The sequence below is a fragment of the Rossellomorea vietnamensis genome, assembly GCF_008180415.1.
Lineage (GTDB): Bacteria > Bacillota > Bacilli > Bacillales > Bacillaceae_B > Rossellomorea > Rossellomorea vietnamensis_C.
Genome location: NZ_VTEI01000004.1, coordinates 182,166 through 203,039 on the forward strand (window position 1 = coordinate 182,166; position 20,874 = coordinate 203,039).

The following is a 20,874-nucleotide window of genomic DNA, read 5'->3' on the forward strand; positions in this document are numbered from 1 at the left end:
CCATCATTGCCACTTATTTTATTTTACCTTCTGAAATGTGCTTAACATTCTTTTGGTTTCATCAAATGATACATCGTGGGTGACTAGTTCAAGGATATGTTCATCTAACTCTCCTTTTACATGAACATCATCTGTTCCTTGCACTTTATATATCCTCCATTGGATGCCATTCACCTTCAACGCTTCGATTTCATCACCAAGCGGTCTGTCAAAATCTCCTGTTTTTCTAAGATAGGTGTCCTTTGGATAAATCCTTGTATAAAGCAAACGTGATCCTGACCCTTGTTCAGTTTCTGGCTTATCATAGCTATAGACCACAAAGGCTTGGTAATCTTCCTGATACTTTTCAATACTGGCGGAAAAAGGTGTGATCTTTGAGTTGGCAAACTCAAAAAACAATGGCATGGTTTCTCTTTGATCCACCATGACTTCTTTCACCTTACTAAGTTTTGTATCAGCATGTTCAATAACCTCTAGTTCACTTTCCCTTTTATCTTGAGGGGGAGGATTTAACCATCGCCGTTCCTCTTGATATTCTTCAAGTTCAGGTTCAAATTCATCTGTCAGATAAGTTTCATTAATAACAAGGTTGGATGGATGTAAATAACTGACTAATTCTCCTGCCTCATTATAAACCTCTCTTTTAACAATTATTCCAGTGTCTTTATCAATCCATATACGAAAATCCTTTTCTTCCGGCTGCATAATATTAACAAGGCTATCGTCAAGTCTTCCATAAATAACAAGTGTGTTATGTCCCAGCAGCTCTTCATTTTGTTTTTCGATGGTCCATTCATTTTCGTACCTTAAGAACTTTGCCACAAATGTATAATTAAAAAGGGAACTAAAGGCAATTAGACTTGGCGGGCTTTCCCTGTACATTTTTCTAGAATCAAATTCAAAAATATCATCGGGATCCATATTAAAAATATCCTCTGCTTTCACGACAGGTCTTTTCTCTTCTGGTTCATAGTCTTTCGTCGAATATTGATTTAAATCCCATTTCAAATGCCACAGTTGGTTACTGTTATAATAAGTCTCCTGAGTAGTCTGTTTCGTCTGGGGATTCTCAGGATCCGGGTGGTTGATAATCTTCTCGTAACCTCCAATAACTCCCTTATTACTCATCTTGTACTCAACCGTTTCCTTAGAGGAGGAACCATCATAATACCTTTCATATACTTCAAATTTCCCTGCAGCTGTTTCAAAGTAATCCACGGAGTTAAATAATTTATGCAGTATTTCCTCTTTGGTCATTTTTTCATAGTTTTCCTTTGGTTTGGGGTGTGAAACTTGTAAAGATTTTTGATCGTTATCAGCAATGACGTCAACGTCAGTTTCCTTTGTGAGAGAATCCTCTTCAGATATATTTGTATTATTCACCAGAATATAGCTGGCAGAACCGATGAACAGAGTGGTAAAGCAAAGACTCAACACAAAGCCAAGGTTTATCCTCCGATTATGTTTGACATTATCATGGTTTGTGACAAAGGTTTTCCTGACTTTCACTTTGTTCTTCTCCCTGAAATCCAAGCCATTAAGAACCGTGTCATCCATATCTTCTTTTAGCTTTTTTAATCTGTCAGTCAATTCTTTCCCCTCCTTTAAGTTGCTTCTTCAAAAGGTTCCTTGCACGGTGCAATCTTGTTTTGATTGTTTGGCTGCTGATTCCCAAGAGCTCGGATATTTCTTTGTAGGATAATTCTTCATAGTAGAATAATATGATGATTTCTCGGTATTTAACGGGCAGTCCCAGTACACATTCGGAAAGTTCCCTTTTTGCTTCAAGATTGATGACATCTTTCTCAGGTGTTTCATGGGTGACACTTTTTAACGAAAAAAAGTTACTTGTAATAAGATTCTTGAAACTCCAGCTCTTTAATCTATCTTTACATAGATTTACAGTGATTGAATAAATCCAAGTCTGATAAGATGAGTCGTGCCGAAACGTATCTAACTTTTGAAAACATTTAATGAATACTTCCTGTGCAATATCTTCAGCTAGCTGTTCTTGCTTTAAATAGGTATAAGCTAGCCTCACAACCTTTCTGCCATACTCATTCATCAACCATTCTACTATTTCTTCTCTGTTCATTTCATTATGATCCATCACTAACCTTTTATCTCTTAACATCAGTTATCCCCTTTCCACCTTTAGACGACTCCCAACAGATATGGTTGCAAAATAAATAAAAATCACAGCAAATTTGCCTTCCAATTAACTATCCGTCGTCTAACTGATACGAAACCAAAGTAAAGAGCCCCACTACGGAAGGTTGAAATAAGTTAGAAGGAAATCTGACCGTTGATGAAGTCAACGTGGAAGTCGTTAGGTAATGTGTAGAAAAAGGAAACCTAGAAGGCACTGGGACGAGCACTAATACGACTCATACAGAAGCAAATACATTTAAGTGTACTGCCGACATGGACAGAAGGAGAGGGTAACTGTATTAGATTTCCATTAGGGAGATAACGTCTATGCGCCTGCCGAATATATGAAATTAGTTGACGGATTTTCAATAAGGCAAAGGTTAAAAGTTGATTCTCAGTATTTTAGCAGAGAGACATGTCATAAGTGAGACAAGGAACCTCCATCCCTCTAACGTTCAACCTCTCTAGTCAGCGACAAGCTGTTGAATCAGCGGGTTATCGTCAACCTGTACGGCAATAGACCGATCTTGAATTCCGAGCCATTCGATATAACTCAAACCAAAATAAGCAAGCGTGTTATAAGTCCCCCAGTTTTCATGCTTTCCACCCTCAATAACCTGAATGCCATGCTGCAGCATCGTTTCTTTCGCGGATGCAGGATCAGATGAAAAGTGAACAAGGTGGTCAAAGGCAAGTGAAGTCATTTTGTATCCCTCGTTTTTGTTTAGTGGTGTGATTCTATTTTAGCAGGTTTCCTAAAAGTTCTAAGTGTCTGTATGTGCTTCTAAGGTCTTGCCGCACCGGCTATATTTATCGACAAATGTCGGGACGTCACTGTGACATTAAAAAGAAGGAGAATAAGAATTTATGATTTGGGTAAAAATAAATTTTACAGATTGTAAAATTTATTTTTACACGCGGTTTTACTTTTACTGTATAATGAAACTAAATAAGTTCGGAGGTGATTAAGATGCCGCTCTATCAACTACAGAGTATTATCGGGGAAAACTTACTTAAATTTTTAAGACTGAATGGCTATACAAAAACTTCTTTAGCTAAAATGACAGGAATTTCCCGGCCGACAATTAATCAAATAGTAGAAGGCAAAAGTCCTAACCCGAAAATTTATGAGGAACAGATACAAAAGATAACGGATGCTTTTAATTTGCCCATTGACTATTTTACGTATTTTTCTGATGTTCAACAGGAAAAATGGCATTTACCATCTACTCAGTATTCAGATAGATCGACTTTCTCTAATAGAAATGAATTAACCAAAGATCTATTAAGTGATTTAGATGAGTTATTAACGGTTGCCACTTTTTATATAAAGGGGTGAAGAAATGAGAATATCGAGTAATAACCTAAATGAAACAGTAAAATTAAATAGACAAATTAATAATGAAATCCAGCGCCACTTAAAATATATGCATAGGTTTCTTGCTAAATATGATATACAATCCCCGGAAAAACTTGCCTTGCAAATTTTAAAAGACCATTATTTAATCCAAATTCCTATTCCTGATCCTGATTGGGGAGGAGCAATTAGAGAACTTCCCAATGGCAAAAAAATCCCAGTTATTAATACTGCACAACCGCGACTATATCAATACTTCATTTATTGGCATGAAATTTACCATCTAACAGAGGACTTTTCAAATTCACATGAAATTTCAACAGAATTTGATCTAACAGAACGGAAAGCAGATTATTTTGCAAGTCAAATGTTAATAAGTAATGATCTTTACAATTATTTCTTAGACTTAAAGCAAACAGAGTTTATCAATCGAGCTGCTATTTGTATGGATACTTTTAAAGCACCGTATAAGGCTATCTTAATTCAACTATATGAATCGGCAATAGAGTATAAGAATGAAGTTCTTCAAGAAGAAATAAGATCTAACTTTGATCTATCCTTTAATATGGAATCCTGGGTAGAGATATTTCAAAAGTTATCGCTTGATGAAAATCTAGTTAAACCTTCGTATATAGTGGATTTTGGACTTTTGAAATATGAAATTGACTCTATAACAGATACTGATGACCGTGTTTATAATGAAACAAAGGAATTTATTATCGGATTAGAAAAAAAATATTTACTAGTGAAAGGGAAACTGGAAAGTGGGGAATTATAGAGATTTAAGTGGGAAACTTAATGAGAAAGAGACTAATCGAATTCTGATTATGGACAACAATAATTTGGAATTTTGTACTCAGCATAAAGATATCTTTCTTGTTGATGAAGTATTTAGGAATTACGATATTATACTGATACCTGAATGGGTTCATCGTGAAATCTCTCATAGTGAAAGGCGGCTAGAGTACCTAGCCAGAATCCCTGTTCCTTATTTTATAATCAACGAAGAGGAAGATTATGTTGAGTTTGTTGAATATCAAGAGTTTAGATTGATGGAGCTTTTTAAACATGCTTCTTCTTCTATATCACCTGCTAGAAAGTATTTTTCAGGATTAAAGAAATATTATAACCAGAATGTTGATCTGCCAGAACAGTGGATCGATGATTTTTATGAAGAAGGATTTGAAGTGAAGGATGGTTCGGATTTAAGAAAGAATGCGGGAGAAACTTCAATTTTAGTGTTAGTGTACTTGTTGCTTCATCATTACCCTTCCTCAATAAAAAATATCACGATATTCTCTAGTGATAAGGGAACCATGACTATTAAAGAAAAGATTATGGATAACCTTCATAAAATAGAATTAATACATAATCCAGCAACTCCTATTAGCTTTATGAGTACCGATATTTTGCTAATTGAGGCTGTTTCCAAAGGTTGGGCTGATATTGAAGATATTGAAAGGTTGCGTCCGAATAGTAAAAGAGTAATTTATTCTATGAAGCTTGAAAATCAAAGTAGTTCAAGACATGAGTATGTAATGGAAACAGGCGATTTTATTAAGGCTTTAAAAAATATAGAACAATATCATTTTGAATTCTGAGTCCTTTATTCTATTATGAGCCGGATTAACATGCCAAATTTATGTTCCTGCTAAATAAGCAGATGAAGTGTTATAACAGAATAATAGAATCAGGGCCTTCCCCCTAGTACACTAACGCATTAACGGGCCGGGGGTCAGGCCCTTTGTCAATCATCACTAATTATAGTTACATGTATGACTGTTTCTTTGCCATTACATCCCTGTAACTGATAAAAAGTTAGATTGTTTTTGTCTATTTTCTTTATGCTTTCACATACATTTTCCATTACTAATTGGTCCCCAAACTCATCTTCTCTTGTATCCTTCACCGAGGTAATTAAATCGTTGGAATAGTTTAAGTCATGAATAATTGGATCGCCTTCGTCAGTGTAATTCACTACTCGGACTTTACTATCCCTATCCATAGAAACATTTTCTATAAAATTTTCAAGTAATCTTAAATTCTCTATATTTCCATGTGTATTGACTACATCATGCTTAGAAGGAGAATACTGGCCACAACCTGAAAGAAGAAATAGTACTATAAAGGTAGAATATAATTTCCTCATTTTATCACTCCCTGATAGTTGGGGCAGAGGGACAGGTGACTAGAAATTAGTTGATGAGCCTTCACAAGGTTCCCCCGTCCCTCCATGGTCCAACCTCACTAGTCATTCTTTAGTAATCTCATACATTCCTCCCTGTAAAAGAATGGATTGGTCTTGGCGGTCGTTTTCAAACTGCAGCCCAAACGGTCTTTCACCAAATTCATCGAGGAAATCTTGAACAAAGCCATCCTCGACAGGTGCACAAAACAACAGGTTTCCATGCGGCAAGTAAAGGCGCTGGCATTTTGCACCCCATTTCTCATTTATAAACGCCTCTCCAACCTGCAGATCGAAAAGGGAAGACCAGCGGGGAATTTTATCATCCAAATCTTCAACGGCTAACAACACATCCTTAATTTGAAGAGAGCCGGCCGGATGGCTGGAGTGTACCTTCAGTTTCTCTCTTCTGACCGCATCTTCTTCTCCCCATTGGATGAAGAAGGGAAGGGGAAGTGTTGGCTGCTCCTCCGCGATAAACAGCATGGACCATTGCAAAAGTTCTCCGCTGTCCGTTAACCGCGAACCTTTGACAGGGCCATGGAGTTTCAGACCTTTTTCTGTAAGTTCAGCAACAAGTTGATCCATGTTATTCGTCCTAAGGGCGATCCTCCCCGGGTGGTCACCCAAAGGCAGCTCAGTGACCAGCTGTTGAATCAGCGGGTTATCGTCAACCTGTATGGCAACAGATCGATTTTGAATCCCGAGCCACTCGATATAACTCAAACCAAAATAAGCAAGCGCGTTATACGTCCCCCAGTTTTCATGCTTCCCACCCTCAATAGCCTGAATGCCATGCTGCAGCATCGTATATTTCGCTAATGAAGGATCAGATGAAAAGTGAACAAGATGGTCAAAGGAGAGTGAAGTCATTTTATTTACCTCGTTTCTGTTAAGTAATGTAATTTTATTTTAACAGGTTTCCAGAGATATCTAAGAGTCTTTGCTTCTACCGTATAACGCACCGGCTATATTTATCGGCAAATGCCAGGGCGTCACTGTGACATTAAAATCTCATGGATTTTGTCAGGATTTAAAAGAGAGGATATCGATTTTTCCGTCTGAAGTGTCAGGGAAGCGCCAGCAAGTCCTAATTGGCAGGCCTGAACTAACGATTCCTCATTCATGATTCCGTAAACCGCACAGGAGGAAAAAGCTTCTCCCGCTCCTGTAACATCGACTACATCCGTTTGAAAAGCTGGCAAATGGCCGGATTCTTCAGGAGAAGCGTAATACACCCCTCCATCACCGAGTGTGATGATCACTTTTTGAACGCCGCGCTGTCTGAGTTTTTCAGAGGCTGTCTTGCAATCGTCAATCGAGTCAATTTTTATTTCGGCAAGCAGTTCCGCTTCTTCCCGGTTTGCGAGTAACAGCTCCACTCCGTCAAGACGGAAGGGAAGTTTTCGTGCCTTGGCGGGGGATACAGGGTCGATATACAAAGGAATGCTTTCCTCTTTACAGCGTTGAATCAAATAGGTTACACAGTCCTTGGGAATGTTCGTATCCAGATACACAGCTTGTGAGGCAGCAATGTGGGACCATTTTTCCTCGAACATGGAAGTTGTTAGTTTCTCGTAAATATTCATATCAGCCATAGAGACGATACTTTCTCCATCAATATCCAACAAAGTGGTGAAAGTTCCTGTCCGTTCGGTTGGCAAGACCCAAACCTGGCTGACATCCACTCCCTGTCCTTTCGTTTCTTGCAGTATCCAGTTACCTTCTTTGTCGTCTCCCACACACGTCATGAGGGAAGTGCTGACTCCAAGCCGGATTAAATTTTCGGCAAAGTTGCGTGCCACCCCGCCGCAAGCCTCCGTGATCTCGACCGGGTTGGATGAATATAGTTTAACCTTTTGATTTGTACGGGCTTTGCGGTCGGTGTTCGCCCCGCCGATGCAAACAATCGATGATTCTTCCCGTATAATATAGCCGCGCCCTTTGATTTCACCGCGTCTCGTCAAGCTGGCAATATAATTTGCGACAGCAGGACGTGATAATGCAACTTTAGCTGCCAAATCCTGCTGTGATATAAAGGGATTCATTTTTATATGATGTAAAATTTGTTTTTCTTTATCCATGATTAATCCTCATTTCTTCTTAGAACGATCGTTTTAACCAATCGTTATAAAACTTCATTCTCCCGATAAACAAATTATACGTAATAGGCATGTGGCATACAAATTAAATTGTAAATGGAGGCAGAGGGACAGGTGAACTGTCTCATTTTTCATATTGAGCCTACAAGAAGGCAGCTCCTAAAAGTTGATTCTTGTCGTTTAACAGAGAGATACGATTTTGGCGGGACGAGCCTCCTCCGTCCCAAAAAACCTGTTGACAAGAAAAAACGAAAGCGTATACTAAACTTATGTTTACTATTTAAACTTTTGTAATGAGAGGAGATGTAAAATGGCGGATGATAGAAACGAAAATGAAAGATTACTAGTAGATATGATTCGGAAAAATCCATTTGTTTCTCAGCAGGAGTTAGCAGAATTAGCAGGAATGTCCCCGTCCTCCATGGCGGATCACCTTTCTGCCTTGGTTAAGAAAGAACTTGTATCAGGACAGGCTTATGTGTTGAATGAAGCAGCGCCGATTGTCTGTATTGGCGGAGCGAACGTTGATCGGAAATTTTATGCAAAACAGAAACTGATTCAGGCGACATCGAATCCCGTCACGTCTTCTACATCTGTAGGAGGGGTTGCCAGAAATATTGCCGAAAACCTTGGGAGATTAGGAGAGGAAGTCGTCTTACTGTCTGCAAGAGGGAATGATTCGGAGTGGACAGAGATTTATGATTTATCTGCACCCTTTATGAATTTAGAACATGTCGCATCATTTGAAGACTCATCAACAGGTTCCTATACGGCCGTTTTGGATGAAGATGGTGACTTATCCGTCGCATTGGCAGATATGGATGTCTATGAAAATATCACTCCTGAGTTGATGATAGGAAGCAGTCACATCCTCAAAAGAGCGAAATGTATTGTAGTAGATTTGAATTGTCCAAGTGAAACAGTTGATTTTCTCTGTTCGTTTACAGCGGAGCATACTATTCCATTCGTCATCATCCCGGTTTCATCGCCAAAAATGGATAGACTTCCAAAAGATTTGAGTGCAGTGAACTGGCTCATCGTCAATAAAGATGAAACAGAAAGCTTTATGAAAATGAAAATCAATGATGATAGAGATTGGGAAGAGTCGGTTAAAAAGTGGTTAGATTTCGGTGTAAGTAATGTGATTGTCACGAACGGTTCAAAGGGTGTAATGGCTGGAGAAGAAAATGGAGAGATTCATCATTTCCCGGCGATTGAAACAACATCAGTAGTCGATGTGACCGGTGCGGGAGATTCATTCTGCTCAGGAGTGATCTATTCCTGGCTGCAAAAGGAAGAACTCGATTACACCATCAAATCAGGTTTGGTCAACTCACACAAAACCATCCTGTCAAAATATACAGTCAGACAAGAGTTAACACAAAAACAATTTATGCTGGATATGGAGGAGTTTTAAAATGGAACAATACATTGAATTATCACAAGAAGTACAACAAGCCAAAGAGGAAGGCAAAGCAATCGTTGCACTCGAATCGACTATTATCTCTCACGGTATGCCTTATCCGCAAAACGTACAAACAGCTCGCGAAGTGGAGCAGATCGTCCGTGATTACGGTGCTGTCCCGGCGACCATCGCCATCATTGAAGGCAAGATCAAAATCGGATTAACAGACGATGAATTGGAACTGTTCGGTAAAAGCTCAGACGTAGCGAAAGTGTCCAGACGTGACCTGGCGCAAATTATCGCCACAAAGAAATTAGGGGCCACCACGGTTGCCACCACCATGATCTGCGCTGATTTAGCCGACATCAAAATCTTTGTAACAGGCGGCATTGGCGGTGTCCATAAAGGAGCAGAAACGACAATGGATATCTCGGCGGACCTGGATGAACTAGCAAAAACAGACGTAGCCGTCATCTGTGCAGGCGCCAAATCCATCCTGGATCTTGCGCTCACACTCGAATACCTTGAAACAAAAGGCGTCCCTGTCATCGGCTATACAACAGACTTCCTGCCAGCATTCTATACGCGAAAAAGCGAGCATAAATTAAACTTCTCTACCGATTCCATCGACGTCATTGCCGAAACGCTAAAAACAAAATGGGACCTGAACCTTCAAGGCGGAGCGGTCATCGCCAACCCAATCCCTGAAGAACACGCCATGGACGAAGACTACATCAATGGAATCATCGCCCAGGCAATCAAACAATCAGAAGAAAATAACATCATCGGAAAAGACAGCACACCCTTCCTGTTAGGAAAAATCAAAGAACTAACCGAAGGCAAAAGCCTTGTTGCCAACATCGAATTGGTCAAGCACAATGCGAAAGTAGGAGCGGAGATTGCGGTTAGTTTTAATAAAAAAACCAACTGAGTTAATGTAAGTGAAAACTTTTATAAAAGGAAAATAGGGCCTGATTCCCCGATACACGAATGTATTGGGGAATCAGGTCTTTTTTTTGACGGATATAAGCAAGAGAACGTTATTAATCAAACGTTTGTTTAATAAAGGAGACAGAGGGGCAGGCGGCAGCACCGTCTTCAAAACAGGGCCAGACCCCCAATGCACTAACGCATTAACGTGCCGGGGGTCAGGCCCCTGTGTGCACCGGCGCACCAATTGACTAAAAATCTATTAAATTACTCCATTAATAAAGGAAGCCAGTTCTTGTTGCTCTTTTTACAGAATGTTGCAGGAAATTTAGTCTTCATCACAGCCTTGTACTTTTAGTACCCACTTAGGTTCCATTATCAATTCCTTCCTAAAGCGAATAATGGTACACCTATTTCAAATGCTTTCAGCAATTCATCTGTTGTCCAGAGCATCCCCACACCAAGAAAAAAGGTGTCTCTTTGGAAGAAATGTGTTGAAAGCAAACCACTTTTTCACACGTTTATTACTTTATTTGTAGTAAATAACATATAAATTGTCTAGAAGAAAATTCTTTCTATAGGAGGTTTCTATGGACCAAAATGATCAAAGTCGTCAATTAGAGCAAATAAAGCAAATGCAGCAAATGTTTAAAGCGAACATGCAAACTCAGCCTTATCCCATGTATCCTAACTATGGGAAAATCACACGTTACGAAGAAATTCCGATAAGTCTACCTGAACAGCGTCAGCTGCGCCATCCCGGAGTGGAAAAATTAATGGTCCCCCTTCCTATTATCGAAAACCCGAACTATATAGGGAGTGGAAAGTTAACAGGGAAAGTAGCACTCATTACAGGGGGGGATAGTGGGATTGGTGCAGCAGCTGCAATTGCGTTTGCTAAAGAAGGCGCAGATGTTGCTATTTCATACTTAGATGAACATGAGGATGCAAATAGAACCAAAACGAGGATTGAACAACTCGGACAACGTTGTTTACTAATGCCTGGTGACTTGCGGGACAAACAACAGTGCATCTCCATTGTAGAACAAACAGTAAATACGTTTGGACGTCTCGATATTCTTTGTAACCACGTTGGCATCCAATTCCAACAACTAAGTCTGCTTGACATTACAGATGAGCAATTCGATGATACGTTCAAAGTGAATATATACTCTCATTTTTACACAACAAGGGCAGCGCTTCCTCATTTAAAGCCTGGCAGCTCAATCATTGGCACTTCTTCAGTGGTGACGTATGTAGGTGAGCAGCAAATGATCGATTATACTGCCACAAAAGGGGCAATAGTTGGTTGGACACGTGCATTGGCTAAAAATGTCGTGAAACAAGGGATCCGAGTCAATGCCGTTGCTCCCGGCCGAATCTGGACTCCGCTTATTGCAGCAAGTTTCTCGTCAGACCAAGTCGCTGTATATGGAGCGTTTAATCCAATGGAACGAGTTGCCCATCCATTTGAACTTGCACCAACCTATGTCTATCTTGCTTCTGATGATTCTCGTTTTGTAACTGGTCAAGTCCTTCATGTTGATGGGGGAGAATCCACAAATTCCTAATGGAAGGGGGGTACCATATTGAGATATGAATTTAATCCAGAAGTAAAGCTGCTGCTAGTCAACCATTCAAATGAAAAAGTAAAGATGGTCTATATCGAAGATTCCTGGCCAATGTCAAAAATTGGACTTAGACCACCATACTATTGCTACCCAAGTTACGAGCTGAATTATCCAATAATCTAAATAAGACCAGACAAAAAGACTTCTATCCACAGTGGAAGTCCATTCAGCATGTCGCTTAGAGTTCGCAATCATGCCAACTTTCAATTCATCAATTTAAACTAATAAGAAAATGGAGAAACGGGTTAAAACATTTGATAACCAAGACTTGCGTACTTCGTTTCGTTATTATTTCGGGAAATTCAGGCATAAAAGTGCCTGTCCCACTCTCAGTTTGGTATTTCTAGGCCAACGCAGTGGGAATACATTAAAGTTGCCTTCATATGTTCATGGTTTTGATGTTCCTGATTTTTATGTGTATAAAGAGAAAGGTTAAAGTGAAATGTCAGCGTTGTGGCAGCACCTTTTTTGAAGCGAGGGATAGCCTCAAGTGAATGACTTGGGACGTGGTTTAAGTCGCGTTGGCGATTTTGTTCAAAGATAAGAAAGTTTAAAAATTTGCAGTCTGAAAATTCGGTTGCGATTCTGAATCCAGAAATCAGGGCCTGACCCCCAGTACACTAACGCATTAACGTACCGGGGGTCAGGCCCCTTTTCCCTTAAAAAACAGCACTATTCTTCTCGAGGAATAGTGCTGTTTTACTGTTATAATGATTTTTTTCTACGAGCTGTAACACCTAAAATTGAACCTAATAGGACTACTAATAAACCTAAAGCTAGTAGGGTAAAACTGTTAGTAGCAGTGTTAGGTAATTTCTGCTTACCTTTAGAATTTTGATCCTGTTTAACTTCTGGACCTTTAGTGTCTTGATCCTTGGTCCCAGGATCTTCAGTGCTAGGATCTTCAGTCCCAGGATCTTCAGTGCCAGGATCTTCAGTGCCTGGATCCTCAGTGCCAGGATCTTCAGTGCCAGGATCTTCAGTCCCAGGATCCTCAGTCCCAGGGTCTTCGGTGCCAGGGTCTTCGGTACCAGGATCTTCAGTGCCAGGAGGGTTTTCAGGGTCATTAATATCTTCTGCTTTTTTAATTACAACATTATCAATCACTACATCTTGAATTTCTGCTGGTGTTAATCCATCAGCGTCTTTACCTAAAGCAAACCCGAATTTAGCTGCAGCATCTGTAGGTTCAGTCATTCTAAATGTGTAAGTAAATGTTTGTAATGTATCCGTTAACTCTACTACTTGATCTGAGTATCCTGTCCAATTGTTGTCTTCTTCACCATTATGTTGAAGTTGTACACGTAATGGTCGGTCAACAGTAGATTTTGCATCAAAAGATACCTCATAGGCAGTATCTTGTTCGATATTAATTCCTTGTTGGAATAATTGAATGTTCCAATCAGCTGTACCAATATCAGTGATGGATGCTTTAGCTTGTCCTTCTTCATTTACCGCAAAAGTTGCTTTTCCAGGGTTGAATGCTTCTGCTCTCCAATTAGCTAGGCCATCAAAGATGCCATTTTTAACAAGATTACCGTCTACTTGTTCTAATGGTAGCCTTTTCAAAAATACATTATCAATGTAAACATCACTAGGATTACCACCAAGATTAAAGTGAAGTTCAGATTGGTTATCTGTTGCCACAGTATTTGTGAATTCTAACGTATATTCTTTTGTTTCTGGAGTTAAGTTTACTGTTTCTTCATGAATTACTTCGGCGTTCGAGCTTGTGACTTCTACCTGAATTTCCCTTTCTGCTTCTGCACTTGCTTCAAAGGTTAATTGATATGGTTTTTCATTTTCTAGGTTAAGCCCATTTTGAACTAATTGTACAGAATTTTTGTTGTTACCACCATTGTTGATTAATGCTTCAAATCTTCTTTCATTTACTGCACTTCCGATATAGCTAGTTGCATCTGCTGATTCGTCTGTTTTAAATTCCCAATAACCCATTCTCTCAGTACCTTGGTCAAACGTACCGTTATATATATAGTTTCCAGTTGGAAGAGGTTCTCTTACAATTTTAGATGGATCAACAGGAGGTGCATCAGCAATTTTCACTAATTTCACATCATCAAGTGAAATATCACCATTATCTAGACCCATATTGAATTCATAACGAGCTTTATTATCTGTCTCATCATTCATAGTAAATTCAAATGAATAATCTTCCCAAGATGTTGTCAAAGTGATCGGATCTTTAGCAGCATAATCTTTCCAGCTTCGATCTCCATCTGCACCTATTTTAATTTTTACTGGTCTTTCCGTTTCTGCTTTTGCTTTAAAGGAGGCTTTATACTTAGCACCTTTTTCAAGCTGAATCGGTGCTTGAAGGAATTGAACTCCATGTTCAACATTACCACCTGATTCAATTTGTACATCCATTGTACCGTTGTTTGGTGAGAGATTAGCAATAGCACCACCATCTTTTGAAAATTTCCAATAATCAGAGTATTGAACACCTTCTACACCGCCAACCTCAGGATCATCCATGTCGAAACTACCATTGTAAATATAGTTGCCGTCTTCAAGAGGAGCTCTAACCTCATCAACTTCTTCACTTATAGGCTTTTCGCGTATAGGGTACTCATCTTTTTGATAGACTTTTACATAATCAACTGCCATTTGTTGAGGGAATACAGTTGTTTCATCAGGATTACCTGGCCAGCCCCCACCAACTGAAATATTCATAATTAAGAAGAAATCTTGATCAAATGGAGCTGGATAAGTATAGTCATCTGCGTTAGAGTCACTTTTAGTGAACCAATCATTTGCCGTGTGATATAACTCACCATCAAGATACCATCGAATTTCACCAGGTTCCCATTCTATACTGTAAATATGGTAATCATCAGCAAATGATTGACCATCAGGTAAATAATAATGTCCTTGTCGTTGTTGGTGTGGGTTACCGAAGTGGATCGTTCCATGAATTGTATCAGGTTCATGCCCTATTAATTCCATAATGTCAATTTCTCCACTAACTGGCCATGTACCATAAAAAGGCTCATCTTCTGGCATCATCCAAATTGCAGGCCAAATTCCTTGTCCTGAAGGCATTTTTGCCTTTACTTCAACTTTGCCATACGTCCATTTTTGTTTACCTTTGGAAATTAGTTTCGCTGAAGAGTAGTTATATGTTTTCCCATCTGCCTCTGTTATATCTTCTTTCCTAGCTTCAAGAATAAGAGATCCATTATTAACAAAGGCATTGTTTTCTGTATATGATTGTATTTCGCCGTTATATCTACCATTTGTAGGAACATCATAACTCCAATTTTCCATGTTGATCTCGTCATCATTGAATTCATCCGACCAAATCAATTCCCAATCATTTGAGGCTGAACTTGTACCAGTTGATGGGTTTCCAGCAGCTGATACATTTTTTTTGAGGGGAAAGCTGGAGCTAAATAGAATAACAGCAATTGTAAAAATAACTAATTTTCTAAATTTCATCATTAACCTCCGCATTAGTATTTTATTGCTAAATGTTTGGTTAGAACTAATCACCACCTTTAAATATATTTAAGAAACCGGTTTCCTAAACTATAAAAAAATCCTTTATTTCTTGAATGATCTAATTTAAGAAAGTGAAATGATTAAAATCTCATTAAAGATATCAATTCGTTTAGTTTAGAATTTGTTTTCTTTTGTAAGATCTAAAAGTTTGTATTGTTGTTAATTGAGTGCTATGAATCCACTTTACCGTTTTACTAACCCGCGTTAGTAAAACGGTAAAAAAAATAGCAGGCATGAATTTTCTGAGTGGTTTGTTGGCAAAATAGGAAACGCTTTCAACAATGATATTAAACCACTAGTCAGAAAACTTCAATTACTTTTTGTGTAAAAATTTTTTAGGTCTTTAATCTTAAGAGTCTATTCTATTTGCACTCTTCCAGAATTTAGGGTTGATGAGTTTGGGCTGGGAGTTCAAAAGGTGACGGTGATCTTATAAAGGCCTCATATGAAAACGGATGAAGTAAAACGTTAATAGAAAAATAACGAACTGCATTCTCTGATATACTAAGATAAATATAGTGATTAGGTGGAGACTTTATGCGCAGTAAGGACTTAGCTAAGCTTCTAGGATTATCTAGAAGTACAATATCAAGAGTTATTAACAATTATCCAGATATACCACAATCCACAAGAGAAAAAGTTTGGAAAGCCATAGAAGAATACAATTACGCTCCAAATGCTTCAGCGCAAAAGTTAGCTGGCATAAAAAATAAAATGATTGCGATCATTTTATTAGACGTAAAAGATAGTGAGGAACCTCATCATGTCAAGTCAACGGAAGATACTTTAATACATGATAATCCGTTCTTTTCTCCAATTGTAAGTACAGTCAGTGACCAAGCGAATAAAATGGGTTATTATGTCCTTATTTCTATTGTATATTCAATAGAAGATTTAAAAAAAGTTCAAAGTATTTTTTATCAAAAAATAATTGATGGAGCTATTTTTGTGGGGACACAAGAAGCAGAAAATGATCTTATATTTAACCTAATTGAACAAAAACATTTCATTGCTATGATAGATACGAATGAGGTTTATAACACAAGTCATAATGCGATCTATATTAATGCGGATAACTATGAGGGAAGCGTTAAGGCGGTATCGTACTTATTGGAACTTGGACATACATCCATTGGTATTATTACTGGGAATTTAAATAAATTGTCTGCAAAAGAAAGGCTGGCAGGCTTTAAAACAACATTAATAAAACACGGAATTGAGATAAAAAAGGAAGCTATTTACCATGGTGATTTTACAGAAATAAGTGGATACGAAGGTGTAAGGTATCTTTTAAAAGGCCCCAATCCGCCAACGGCCATTTTTGTAAGTAATGATACGATGGTAATTGGTGCATATAAAGCAGTAAATGAATTAGGGTTACGTATTCCGGAAGATATTTCAATCATAGGATTCGATAACTCATTTTTTTCATCCTATCTAAATCCACCACTAACAACAGTCAAAATTTCGTTTTCTGATATCGCCAAAAAAGCAACAACGCTGCTTATTGAATCAATTGAGGATGAAGAGCAAAGAGGAATTGTGGAAAAGGTAAAAACCACACTTATCAAAAGAGAATCTTGTCGATCAATTAAAAGTGAAGAAGAGACTAGGTAGCATTCTTTCGAATGGAAGAAGCAACAACTGTCTTCACCATACGTCGGGTCATATGGGGAAGCAGGGCCTGCGCCCAGCACATTAACGCATTAACGTACCGGGGGTCAGGCCCTATTTCTCATAAAGATGGGAAGCCCCCATTATCCCGGTCAACAAGCAGCGGAATAATGGGGGCTTCCTTTGATGAATATTTTATTCTGTCATCCACTCGGGTTTGCCAAAACCTTTGAATTCTTCATCAATAATTTCTTCAAATTCTGCGGATTCAACTACTTCCTTAATGTCTTTGGCCAATTGTGAATCGAGATCTGCTGTGTTCATGACTACACGGTTCCGGTACTGATCAGGCATGGCTTCCAATTGAAGGGCATCCAAAAGGTCCATTTTTGCAGCAAGGGCAAAGTTGCCTGGCACAGCAGAAAGGTCAGTACTTTCAACTGCTCTTGGAAGCTGTGCTGCCTCGATCGGTTGGAACTTAAGCTTTTTGACGTTGTCCTGTACGTCTTTCTCTGAAACTGTCAGCGGATCTGAGTCAGAATTCAATGTAATCAGCTTTGCATCTTGCAGTATCTGAAAGCTGCGGGCAGCATTTGTGGGATCATTTGGAATCGCAATGGAGCTTCCTTCTTCAATTGCATCAATGGAAGTAAACTTGTTTGAATAAATCCCCATTGGTGCAGTAGGCACCACGATTACTTCTGATAATTCAAGCCCATTTTGTTCGGCGAATGTCTCCATGTAAATTTTATGTTGGAACAGGTTGGCATCCAGGTCGCCCTCAGCCAGTGCATTATTAGGCTGAATATAGTCGCTGAATTCCTTTACTTCCACTGTGTATCCTTTTGCTTCGAGTCCCGGCTTGATTGCTTTTGTTACCATGTCACTGTATGGGCCAGCTGTTGCACCAATTGTAATTTCCTTGCTTTCTCCTTCGGTACCAACAGCTTCTTCTCCTCCGCATGCAGCCAATAGGCTAACGGTCATTGCCATTGCTAAAAATAAGATCCATTTTTTCATGTTGTTTTCCCCCTAATATAATTATCTCTTATCTACTAATCTTGCTAATATGTCACCGGAGTACTGGATAATCTGGACTATGCCTATCAAAATGACCACTGTCGTCACCATGATCACATTATCATAGCGGTAATATCCAAACCGGATTGCCAAGTCACCGACTCCCCCGCCGCCGACAATGCCCGCCATCGCAGAAAAAGCGACTAGGCTGATCGTCGTAATGGTTACAGCCTGAACAATCGCGGGACGTGCTTCCGGAAGAAGAACATCTTTTATGATCATCCAGGGACTGGCACCGACGGAAACCGAGGCTTCGATGACTCCTTTATCAATTTCTCTTAAAGAAGTTTCCACCATCCTTGCAAAGAATGGTATACCGGCCACGGACAGTGAAACCGAAGCGGCTGTCGGGCCTATGGTTGTTCCTGTCAGGAATTTAGTCAATGGCAGCAGTGCCACCAGTAAAATGATGAATGGTACAGACCGGATCATATTGACAAGAAACCCGACCATTTTTTTAATAAAGCTGTTCTGCAGGAACAAGCCTTTATCTGTCACAAACAGAAGGATCCCAAGAGGCAGGCCGACGATGATTGATACAGAAAGCGAGATTCCCACCATGTAAATCGTCTCAAGAAATGCTTTGTTCAGTTCTGGTATGATTGCTGTCAAGGATTCAGGCAACATTATTGAGCACCTCCAAACTTGACGTTTTGAGGCGAATATAACGAACAGCAGCATCAATCTCTGCTGTATCTCCAATCAGTTCCATAACAAAGATTCCAAGTGGAATATCCTGAATATATTCAATTTTTCCATGAAGGATATTGCCCCTTACCTTATACTTCTGGAAGACCTCAGAGACGACACTTTCTTCTGCAATCGTCCCTTTGAACTGGAATTTGATCAGCTTGCCTTGTCTGGACTGAAGTAGATGGGGAGGCAATTCAAACTGAAGGATATTCTCGATAAATTGCTTCGTCAAAGGTTGCTTTGGATTAGAAAATAAATCATATACCGGACCTTCCTCGACGATTCTGCCGTCCTGCATCATCGCCATCCTGTCGCAGATTTCTTTTACGACTTCCATCTCATGGGTGATGAGAACAATCGTCAACCCAAGCTCTCTGTTAATATTCTTTAACAACTTCAGAATCGATTTAGTTGTACTTGGATCAAGTGCTGAAGTTGCTTCATCGCATAACAGGACGGAAGGATTATTGGCCAATGCCCTGGCAATGCCCACCCTTTGCTTTTGACCGCCGCTCAACTGAGATGGATAGGCATCCGCTTTATCGCTTAGACCGACCTTTTCCAATAGTTCTGTCACTCTTGGTTTGATTTCGGCTTTAGGGACCTTTGCTGATTTCAAAGCGAACGCGAGGTTTTCATAAACCGTCTTTGCTTTGATAAGGTGGAAATGCTGAAAGATCATACTGATTTTCTGTCGTGCATAACGAAGTGATTTGGAAGAAAGTTTCGTCAAGTCCTGTCCTTCAATGATTATTTCTCCAGAAGTCGGCTTTTCCAAGAGATTCAAACAGCGGATCAATGAGCTTTTTCCAGCACCACTATAACCAACAATTCCGAAAATCTCGCCTTTATCAATCGTTACAGAAACATCGTTTACTGCAAGGACCGTCTGTTTTTTGCTCTTGTATTCTTTAACAAGATTCCTAATCTCAATCACGGTGTACACCCCTTTTTTAAGAAAAATAAAAATGCCCCTTTCAACTGAAAGAAGCATCTGTTTATCGATAACTTATCTTCCAGAATGAAAACACTCTGCAGGAATTAGCACCGTTCCATAAAGGAGGTTGCCGGACGTCATAGGGCCTGTTCCCTCGGTCACTCTAGATAATTGAATTTATTAAATTATTAGCAAATTAAACTCTATACTGGATAATAATCGCTTTAGTGTGTTAAGTCAATAAAGAATTTATCAATAAATTAAGTGAAAGCGCTACCTTTCCTTTTGTATCAAGTGAAAATTTTTTTCTTTGTGAAATTACTTGAGGCAGGGGAGGGATGTAATTCTCTCGGTTATCCCGGCGGGGAAGCATAATGGGAGCCTGACCCCCAGTACACTAACGCATTAACGTACCGGGGGTCAGGCCCCATTACCCGATCTGCTGGCAACCTTAAGGGGCATGTATATCATTTCCGGACTGCACCGCACATACACGGAGGGATATTCTATCTACAGCCACATGGAATTGACAACAGGAGGAAAGGCACCCGGGGAGTTCTATCAAAATTTCCTTTGGATCGGGCAGGGAAGACTATGGGGAATTCCTGTACCCGTCATCTTAATGCTGGTATTGGTAGCTGCTGTTTACGTGGTACTGAATAAAACCCGGTGGGGAAGAATCCTGTACATGACCGAGGGGAATGCAGAAGCAGCCCGGCTGTCAGGAATCAACGTGAAAAAGGTGAAAACCCTTGCTTATGTCGTTTCCGGAATATTTGCCTCGCTGGCAGGGATTCTATTTACAGCCAGAGTTGGCTCGGGACAAATAGACTCGGGGGCTTCCTTGCTGATGGAGGCTGTAGCCGCTGTCTTCGTCGGATTCTCCGTACTTGGAGCGGGAAAACCAAATGCATTAGGAACTTTCTTCGGAGCAGCATTAATAGGAGTGCTCCTCAATGGGCTGCCGATGCTGAATTTACCATACTACGCATTCGAAATTGTAAAAGGTACCGTTCTTGTTCTTGCGCTCACGGTCACGTATTTTCGGCTTAGTGCGAAAAGATCAGTGCGATCGAAAGTAGAAATGAAGAGTGCCGGTTGATGATTGGTGTGAGAAGACAAGGCCTGATTCCCAGGACATTAACGTGTTGGTGGTCAGGCCTTTTTACCTATAAGCATTTGATAAATGTGGCTTAGAGGAACCTAGTCCCTCAGTTCCTCTAAGCCCAGTACAATATAGACTTAACATACCGGGGTCAGGTCCTGC

The 20,874-nt window shown here is 39.7% G+C and carries 17 protein-coding genes, 1 pseudogene and 1 riboswitch; of the genes and pseudogenes, 8 read left to right on the forward strand and 10 right to left on the reverse strand.

Annotated elements, in window-relative coordinates; translation table 11 throughout:
* Window positions 1–18: 18 nt before the first annotated feature.
* From FZC78_RS10715 to FZC78_RS10725, 3 genes are all read right to left on the reverse strand, one after another.
* Window positions 19–1,590 (reverse strand): hypothetical protein, encoded by a 1,572-nt coding sequence (locus FZC78_RS10715; RefSeq protein ID WP_148939697.1) that lies wholly within the window; start codon window positions 1,588–1,590, stop codon window positions 19–21.
* Entirely contained in the window at window positions 1,583–2,134 is a 552-nt protein-coding gene (locus FZC78_RS10720; protein ID WP_252183349.1) for a sigma-70 family RNA polymerase sigma factor, read from the reverse strand. Before FZC78_RS10720 ends, FZC78_RS10715 begins: the two co-directional genes overlap by 8 nt.
* 481 nt (window positions 2,135–2,615) lie before the next feature.
* Entirely contained in the window at window positions 2,616–2,855 is a 240-nt protein-coding gene (locus FZC78_RS10725) for a VOC family protein (RefSeq protein WP_148939698.1), read from the reverse strand.
* 266 nt (window positions 2,856–3,121) lie between these two features.
* Here FZC78_RS10725 and FZC78_RS10730 point away from each other — a divergent pair, with 266 nt between their 5' ends.
* From FZC78_RS10730 to FZC78_RS10740, 3 genes are read left to right on the forward strand one after another with little or no spacing between them, the layout of a single operon-like run.
* Window positions 3,122–3,490 carry a helix-turn-helix domain-containing protein gene (locus FZC78_RS10730; RefSeq protein ID WP_148939699.1) on the forward strand — a complete coding sequence of 123 codons (369 nt, stop codon included), beginning with the start codon at window positions 3,122–3,124 and terminating at the stop codon, window positions 3,488–3,490.
* A gap of 4 nt (window positions 3,491–3,494) precedes the next feature.
* Window positions 3,495–4,286 carry a hypothetical protein gene (locus FZC78_RS10735; protein ID WP_148939700.1) on the forward strand — a complete coding sequence of 264 codons (792 nt, stop codon included), beginning with the start codon at window positions 3,495–3,497 and terminating at the stop codon, window positions 4,284–4,286.
* A complete protein-coding gene (locus FZC78_RS10740; RefSeq protein ID WP_148939701.1) occupies window positions 4,273–5,109 on the forward strand; it encodes a hypothetical protein in 837 nt (278 codons plus the stop codon). The genes FZC78_RS10735 and FZC78_RS10740 overlap by 14 nt, the downstream gene beginning before the upstream one ends.
* A 146-nt stretch (window positions 5,110–5,255) precedes the next feature.
* Here FZC78_RS10740 and FZC78_RS10745 read toward each other — a convergent pair whose 3' ends face one another.
* The 3 genes from FZC78_RS10745 to FZC78_RS10755 all read right to left on the reverse strand — a co-directional run bounded on the left by FZC78_RS10745 (window position 5,256) and on the right by FZC78_RS10755 (window position 7,777).
* Window positions 5,256–5,657: a DUF4362 domain-containing protein gene (locus FZC78_RS10745; protein WP_148939702.1), complete on the reverse strand. Its 402-nt coding sequence runs from the start codon at window positions 5,655–5,657 to the stop codon at window positions 5,256–5,258.
* Between the two features lie 102 nt (window positions 5,658–5,759).
* Entirely contained in the window at window positions 5,760–6,566 is an 807-nt protein-coding gene (locus FZC78_RS10750; RefSeq protein ID WP_148939703.1) for a VOC family protein, read from the reverse strand.
* Window positions 6,567–6,688: 122 nt separating this feature from the next.
* Window positions 6,689–7,777 carry a carbohydrate kinase gene (locus tag FZC78_RS10755; RefSeq protein ID WP_148939704.1) on the reverse strand — a complete coding sequence of 363 codons (1,089 nt, stop codon included), beginning with the start codon at window positions 7,775–7,777 and terminating at the stop codon, window positions 6,689–6,691.
* Between the two features lie 328 nt (window positions 7,778–8,105).
* Between FZC78_RS10755 and FZC78_RS10760 the strand changes: the two genes are divergently transcribed.
* The 3 genes from FZC78_RS10760 to FZC78_RS10775 all read left to right on the forward strand — a co-directional run bounded on the left by FZC78_RS10760 (window position 8,106) and on the right by FZC78_RS10775 (window position 11,701).
* Complete coding sequence (locus FZC78_RS10760; RefSeq protein ID WP_148939705.1) at window positions 8,106–9,212, forward strand: carbohydrate kinase; 1,107 nt, start codon at window positions 8,106–8,108, stop codon at window positions 9,210–9,212.
* Between the two features lies 1 nt (window position 9,213).
* Window positions 9,214–10,131: a pseudouridine-5'-phosphate glycosidase gene (locus tag FZC78_RS10765; RefSeq protein ID WP_148939706.1), complete on the forward strand. Its 918-nt coding sequence runs from the start codon at window positions 9,214–9,216 to the stop codon at window positions 10,129–10,131.
* Between the two features lie 589 nt (window positions 10,132–10,720).
* The gene (locus tag FZC78_RS10775; protein WP_148939707.1) at window positions 10,721–11,701 is read left to right on the forward strand and encodes an SDR family oxidoreductase; all 981 of its coding nucleotides are present in this window, start codon (window positions 10,721–10,723) and stop codon (window positions 11,699–11,701) included.
* Between the two features lie 765 nt (window positions 11,702–12,466).
* Here FZC78_RS10775 and FZC78_RS10780 read toward each other — a convergent pair.
* Window positions 12,467–15,223, reverse strand: coding sequence for a carbohydrate binding domain-containing protein (locus tag FZC78_RS10780; RefSeq protein WP_148939792.1), 2,757 nt, complete (start codon window positions 15,221–15,223; stop codon window positions 12,467–12,469).
* A gap of 597 nt (window positions 15,224–15,820) precedes the next feature.
* On the opposite strand from FZC78_RS10780, the gene FZC78_RS10785 reads away from it, so the two are divergent.
* Window positions 15,821–16,900 (forward strand): LacI family DNA-binding transcriptional regulator, encoded by a 1,080-nt coding sequence (locus tag FZC78_RS10785; RefSeq protein ID WP_148939708.1) that lies wholly within the window; start codon window positions 15,821–15,823, stop codon window positions 16,898–16,900.
* 192 nt (window positions 16,901–17,092) lie between these two features.
* Here the strand turns inward: FZC78_RS10785 and FZC78_RS10790 are convergent, their stop codons facing one another.
* From FZC78_RS10790 to FZC78_RS10800, 3 genes are read right to left on the reverse strand one after another with little or no spacing between them, the layout of a single operon-like run.
* Window positions 17,093–17,917 carry a MetQ/NlpA family ABC transporter substrate-binding protein gene (locus tag FZC78_RS10790; RefSeq protein WP_148939709.1) on the reverse strand — a complete coding sequence of 275 codons (825 nt, stop codon included), beginning with the start codon at window positions 17,915–17,917 and terminating at the stop codon, window positions 17,093–17,095.
* A gap of 21 nt (window positions 17,918–17,938) precedes the next feature.
* Window positions 17,939–18,604 (reverse strand): methionine ABC transporter permease, encoded by a 666-nt coding sequence (locus FZC78_RS10795; RefSeq protein ID WP_148939710.1) that lies wholly within the window; start codon window positions 18,602–18,604, stop codon window positions 17,939–17,941.
* The gene (locus FZC78_RS10800) at window positions 18,594–19,607 is read right to left on the reverse strand and encodes a methionine ABC transporter ATP-binding protein (RefSeq protein WP_148939711.1); all 1,014 of its coding nucleotides are present in this window, start codon (window positions 19,605–19,607) and stop codon (window positions 18,594–18,596) included. The genes FZC78_RS10795 and FZC78_RS10800 overlap by 11 nt, the downstream gene beginning before the upstream one ends.
* A 69-nt stretch (window positions 19,608–19,676) precedes the next feature.
* Window positions 19,677–19,781: riboswitch (SAM riboswitch) on the reverse strand.
* A gap of 256 nt (window positions 19,782–20,037) precedes the next feature.
* Here FZC78_RS10800 and FZC78_RS10805 point away from each other — a divergent pair.
* A pseudogene (locus FZC78_RS10805) lies at window positions 20,038–20,709 on the forward strand (ABC transporter permease); the annotation flags it as partial.
* Window positions 20,710–20,874 lie beyond the last annotated feature (165 nt).

Excerpts from the sequence above, each read along its gene's own strand:
- FZC78_RS10720 (WP_252183349.1), bottom strand. The coding sequence starts at position 2,134 with ATGTTAAGAGATAAAAGGTTAGTGATGGATCATAATGAAATGAACAGA.
- FZC78_RS10725 (WP_148939698.1), bottom strand. The coding sequence starts at position 2,855 with ATGACTTCACTTGCCTTTGACCACCTTGTTCACTTTTCATCTGATCCT.
- FZC78_RS10730 (WP_148939699.1), top strand. The coding sequence starts at position 3,122 with ATGCCGCTCTATCAACTACAGAGTATTATCGGGGAAAACTTACTTAAA.
- FZC78_RS10735 (WP_148939700.1), top strand. The coding sequence starts at position 3,495 with ATGAGAATATCGAGTAATAACCTAAATGAAACAGTAAAATTAAATAGA.
- FZC78_RS10745 (WP_148939702.1), bottom strand. The coding sequence starts at position 5,657 with ATGAGGAAATTATATTCTACCTTTATAGTACTATTTCTTCTTTCAGGT.
- FZC78_RS10750 (WP_148939703.1), bottom strand. The coding sequence starts at position 6,566 with ATGACTTCACTCTCCTTTGACCATCTTGTTCACTTTTCATCTGATCCT.
- FZC78_RS10755 (WP_148939704.1), bottom strand. The coding sequence starts at position 7,777 with ATGGATAAAGAAAAACAAATTTTACATCATATAAAAATGAATCCCTTT.
- FZC78_RS10760 (WP_148939705.1), top strand. The coding sequence starts at position 8,106 with ATGGCGGATGATAGAAACGAAAATGAAAGATTACTAGTAGATATGATT.
- FZC78_RS10765 (WP_148939706.1), top strand. The coding sequence starts at position 9,214 with ATGGAACAATACATTGAATTATCACAAGAAGTACAACAAGCCAAAGAG.
- FZC78_RS10775 (WP_148939707.1), top strand. The coding sequence starts at position 10,721 with ATGGACCAAAATGATCAAAGTCGTCAATTAGAGCAAATAAAGCAAATG.
- FZC78_RS10780 (WP_148939792.1), bottom strand. The coding sequence starts at position 15,223 with ATGATGAAATTTAGAAAATTAGTTATTTTTACAATTGCTGTTATTCTA.
- FZC78_RS10785 (WP_148939708.1), top strand. The coding sequence starts at position 15,821 with ATGCGCAGTAAGGACTTAGCTAAGCTTCTAGGATTATCTAGAAGTACA.
- FZC78_RS10790 (WP_148939709.1), bottom strand. The coding sequence starts at position 17,917 with ATGAAAAAATGGATCTTATTTTTAGCAATGGCAATGACCGTTAGCCTA.
- FZC78_RS10795 (WP_148939710.1), bottom strand. The coding sequence starts at position 18,604 with ATGTTGCCTGAATCCTTGACAGCAATCATACCAGAACTGAACAAAGCA.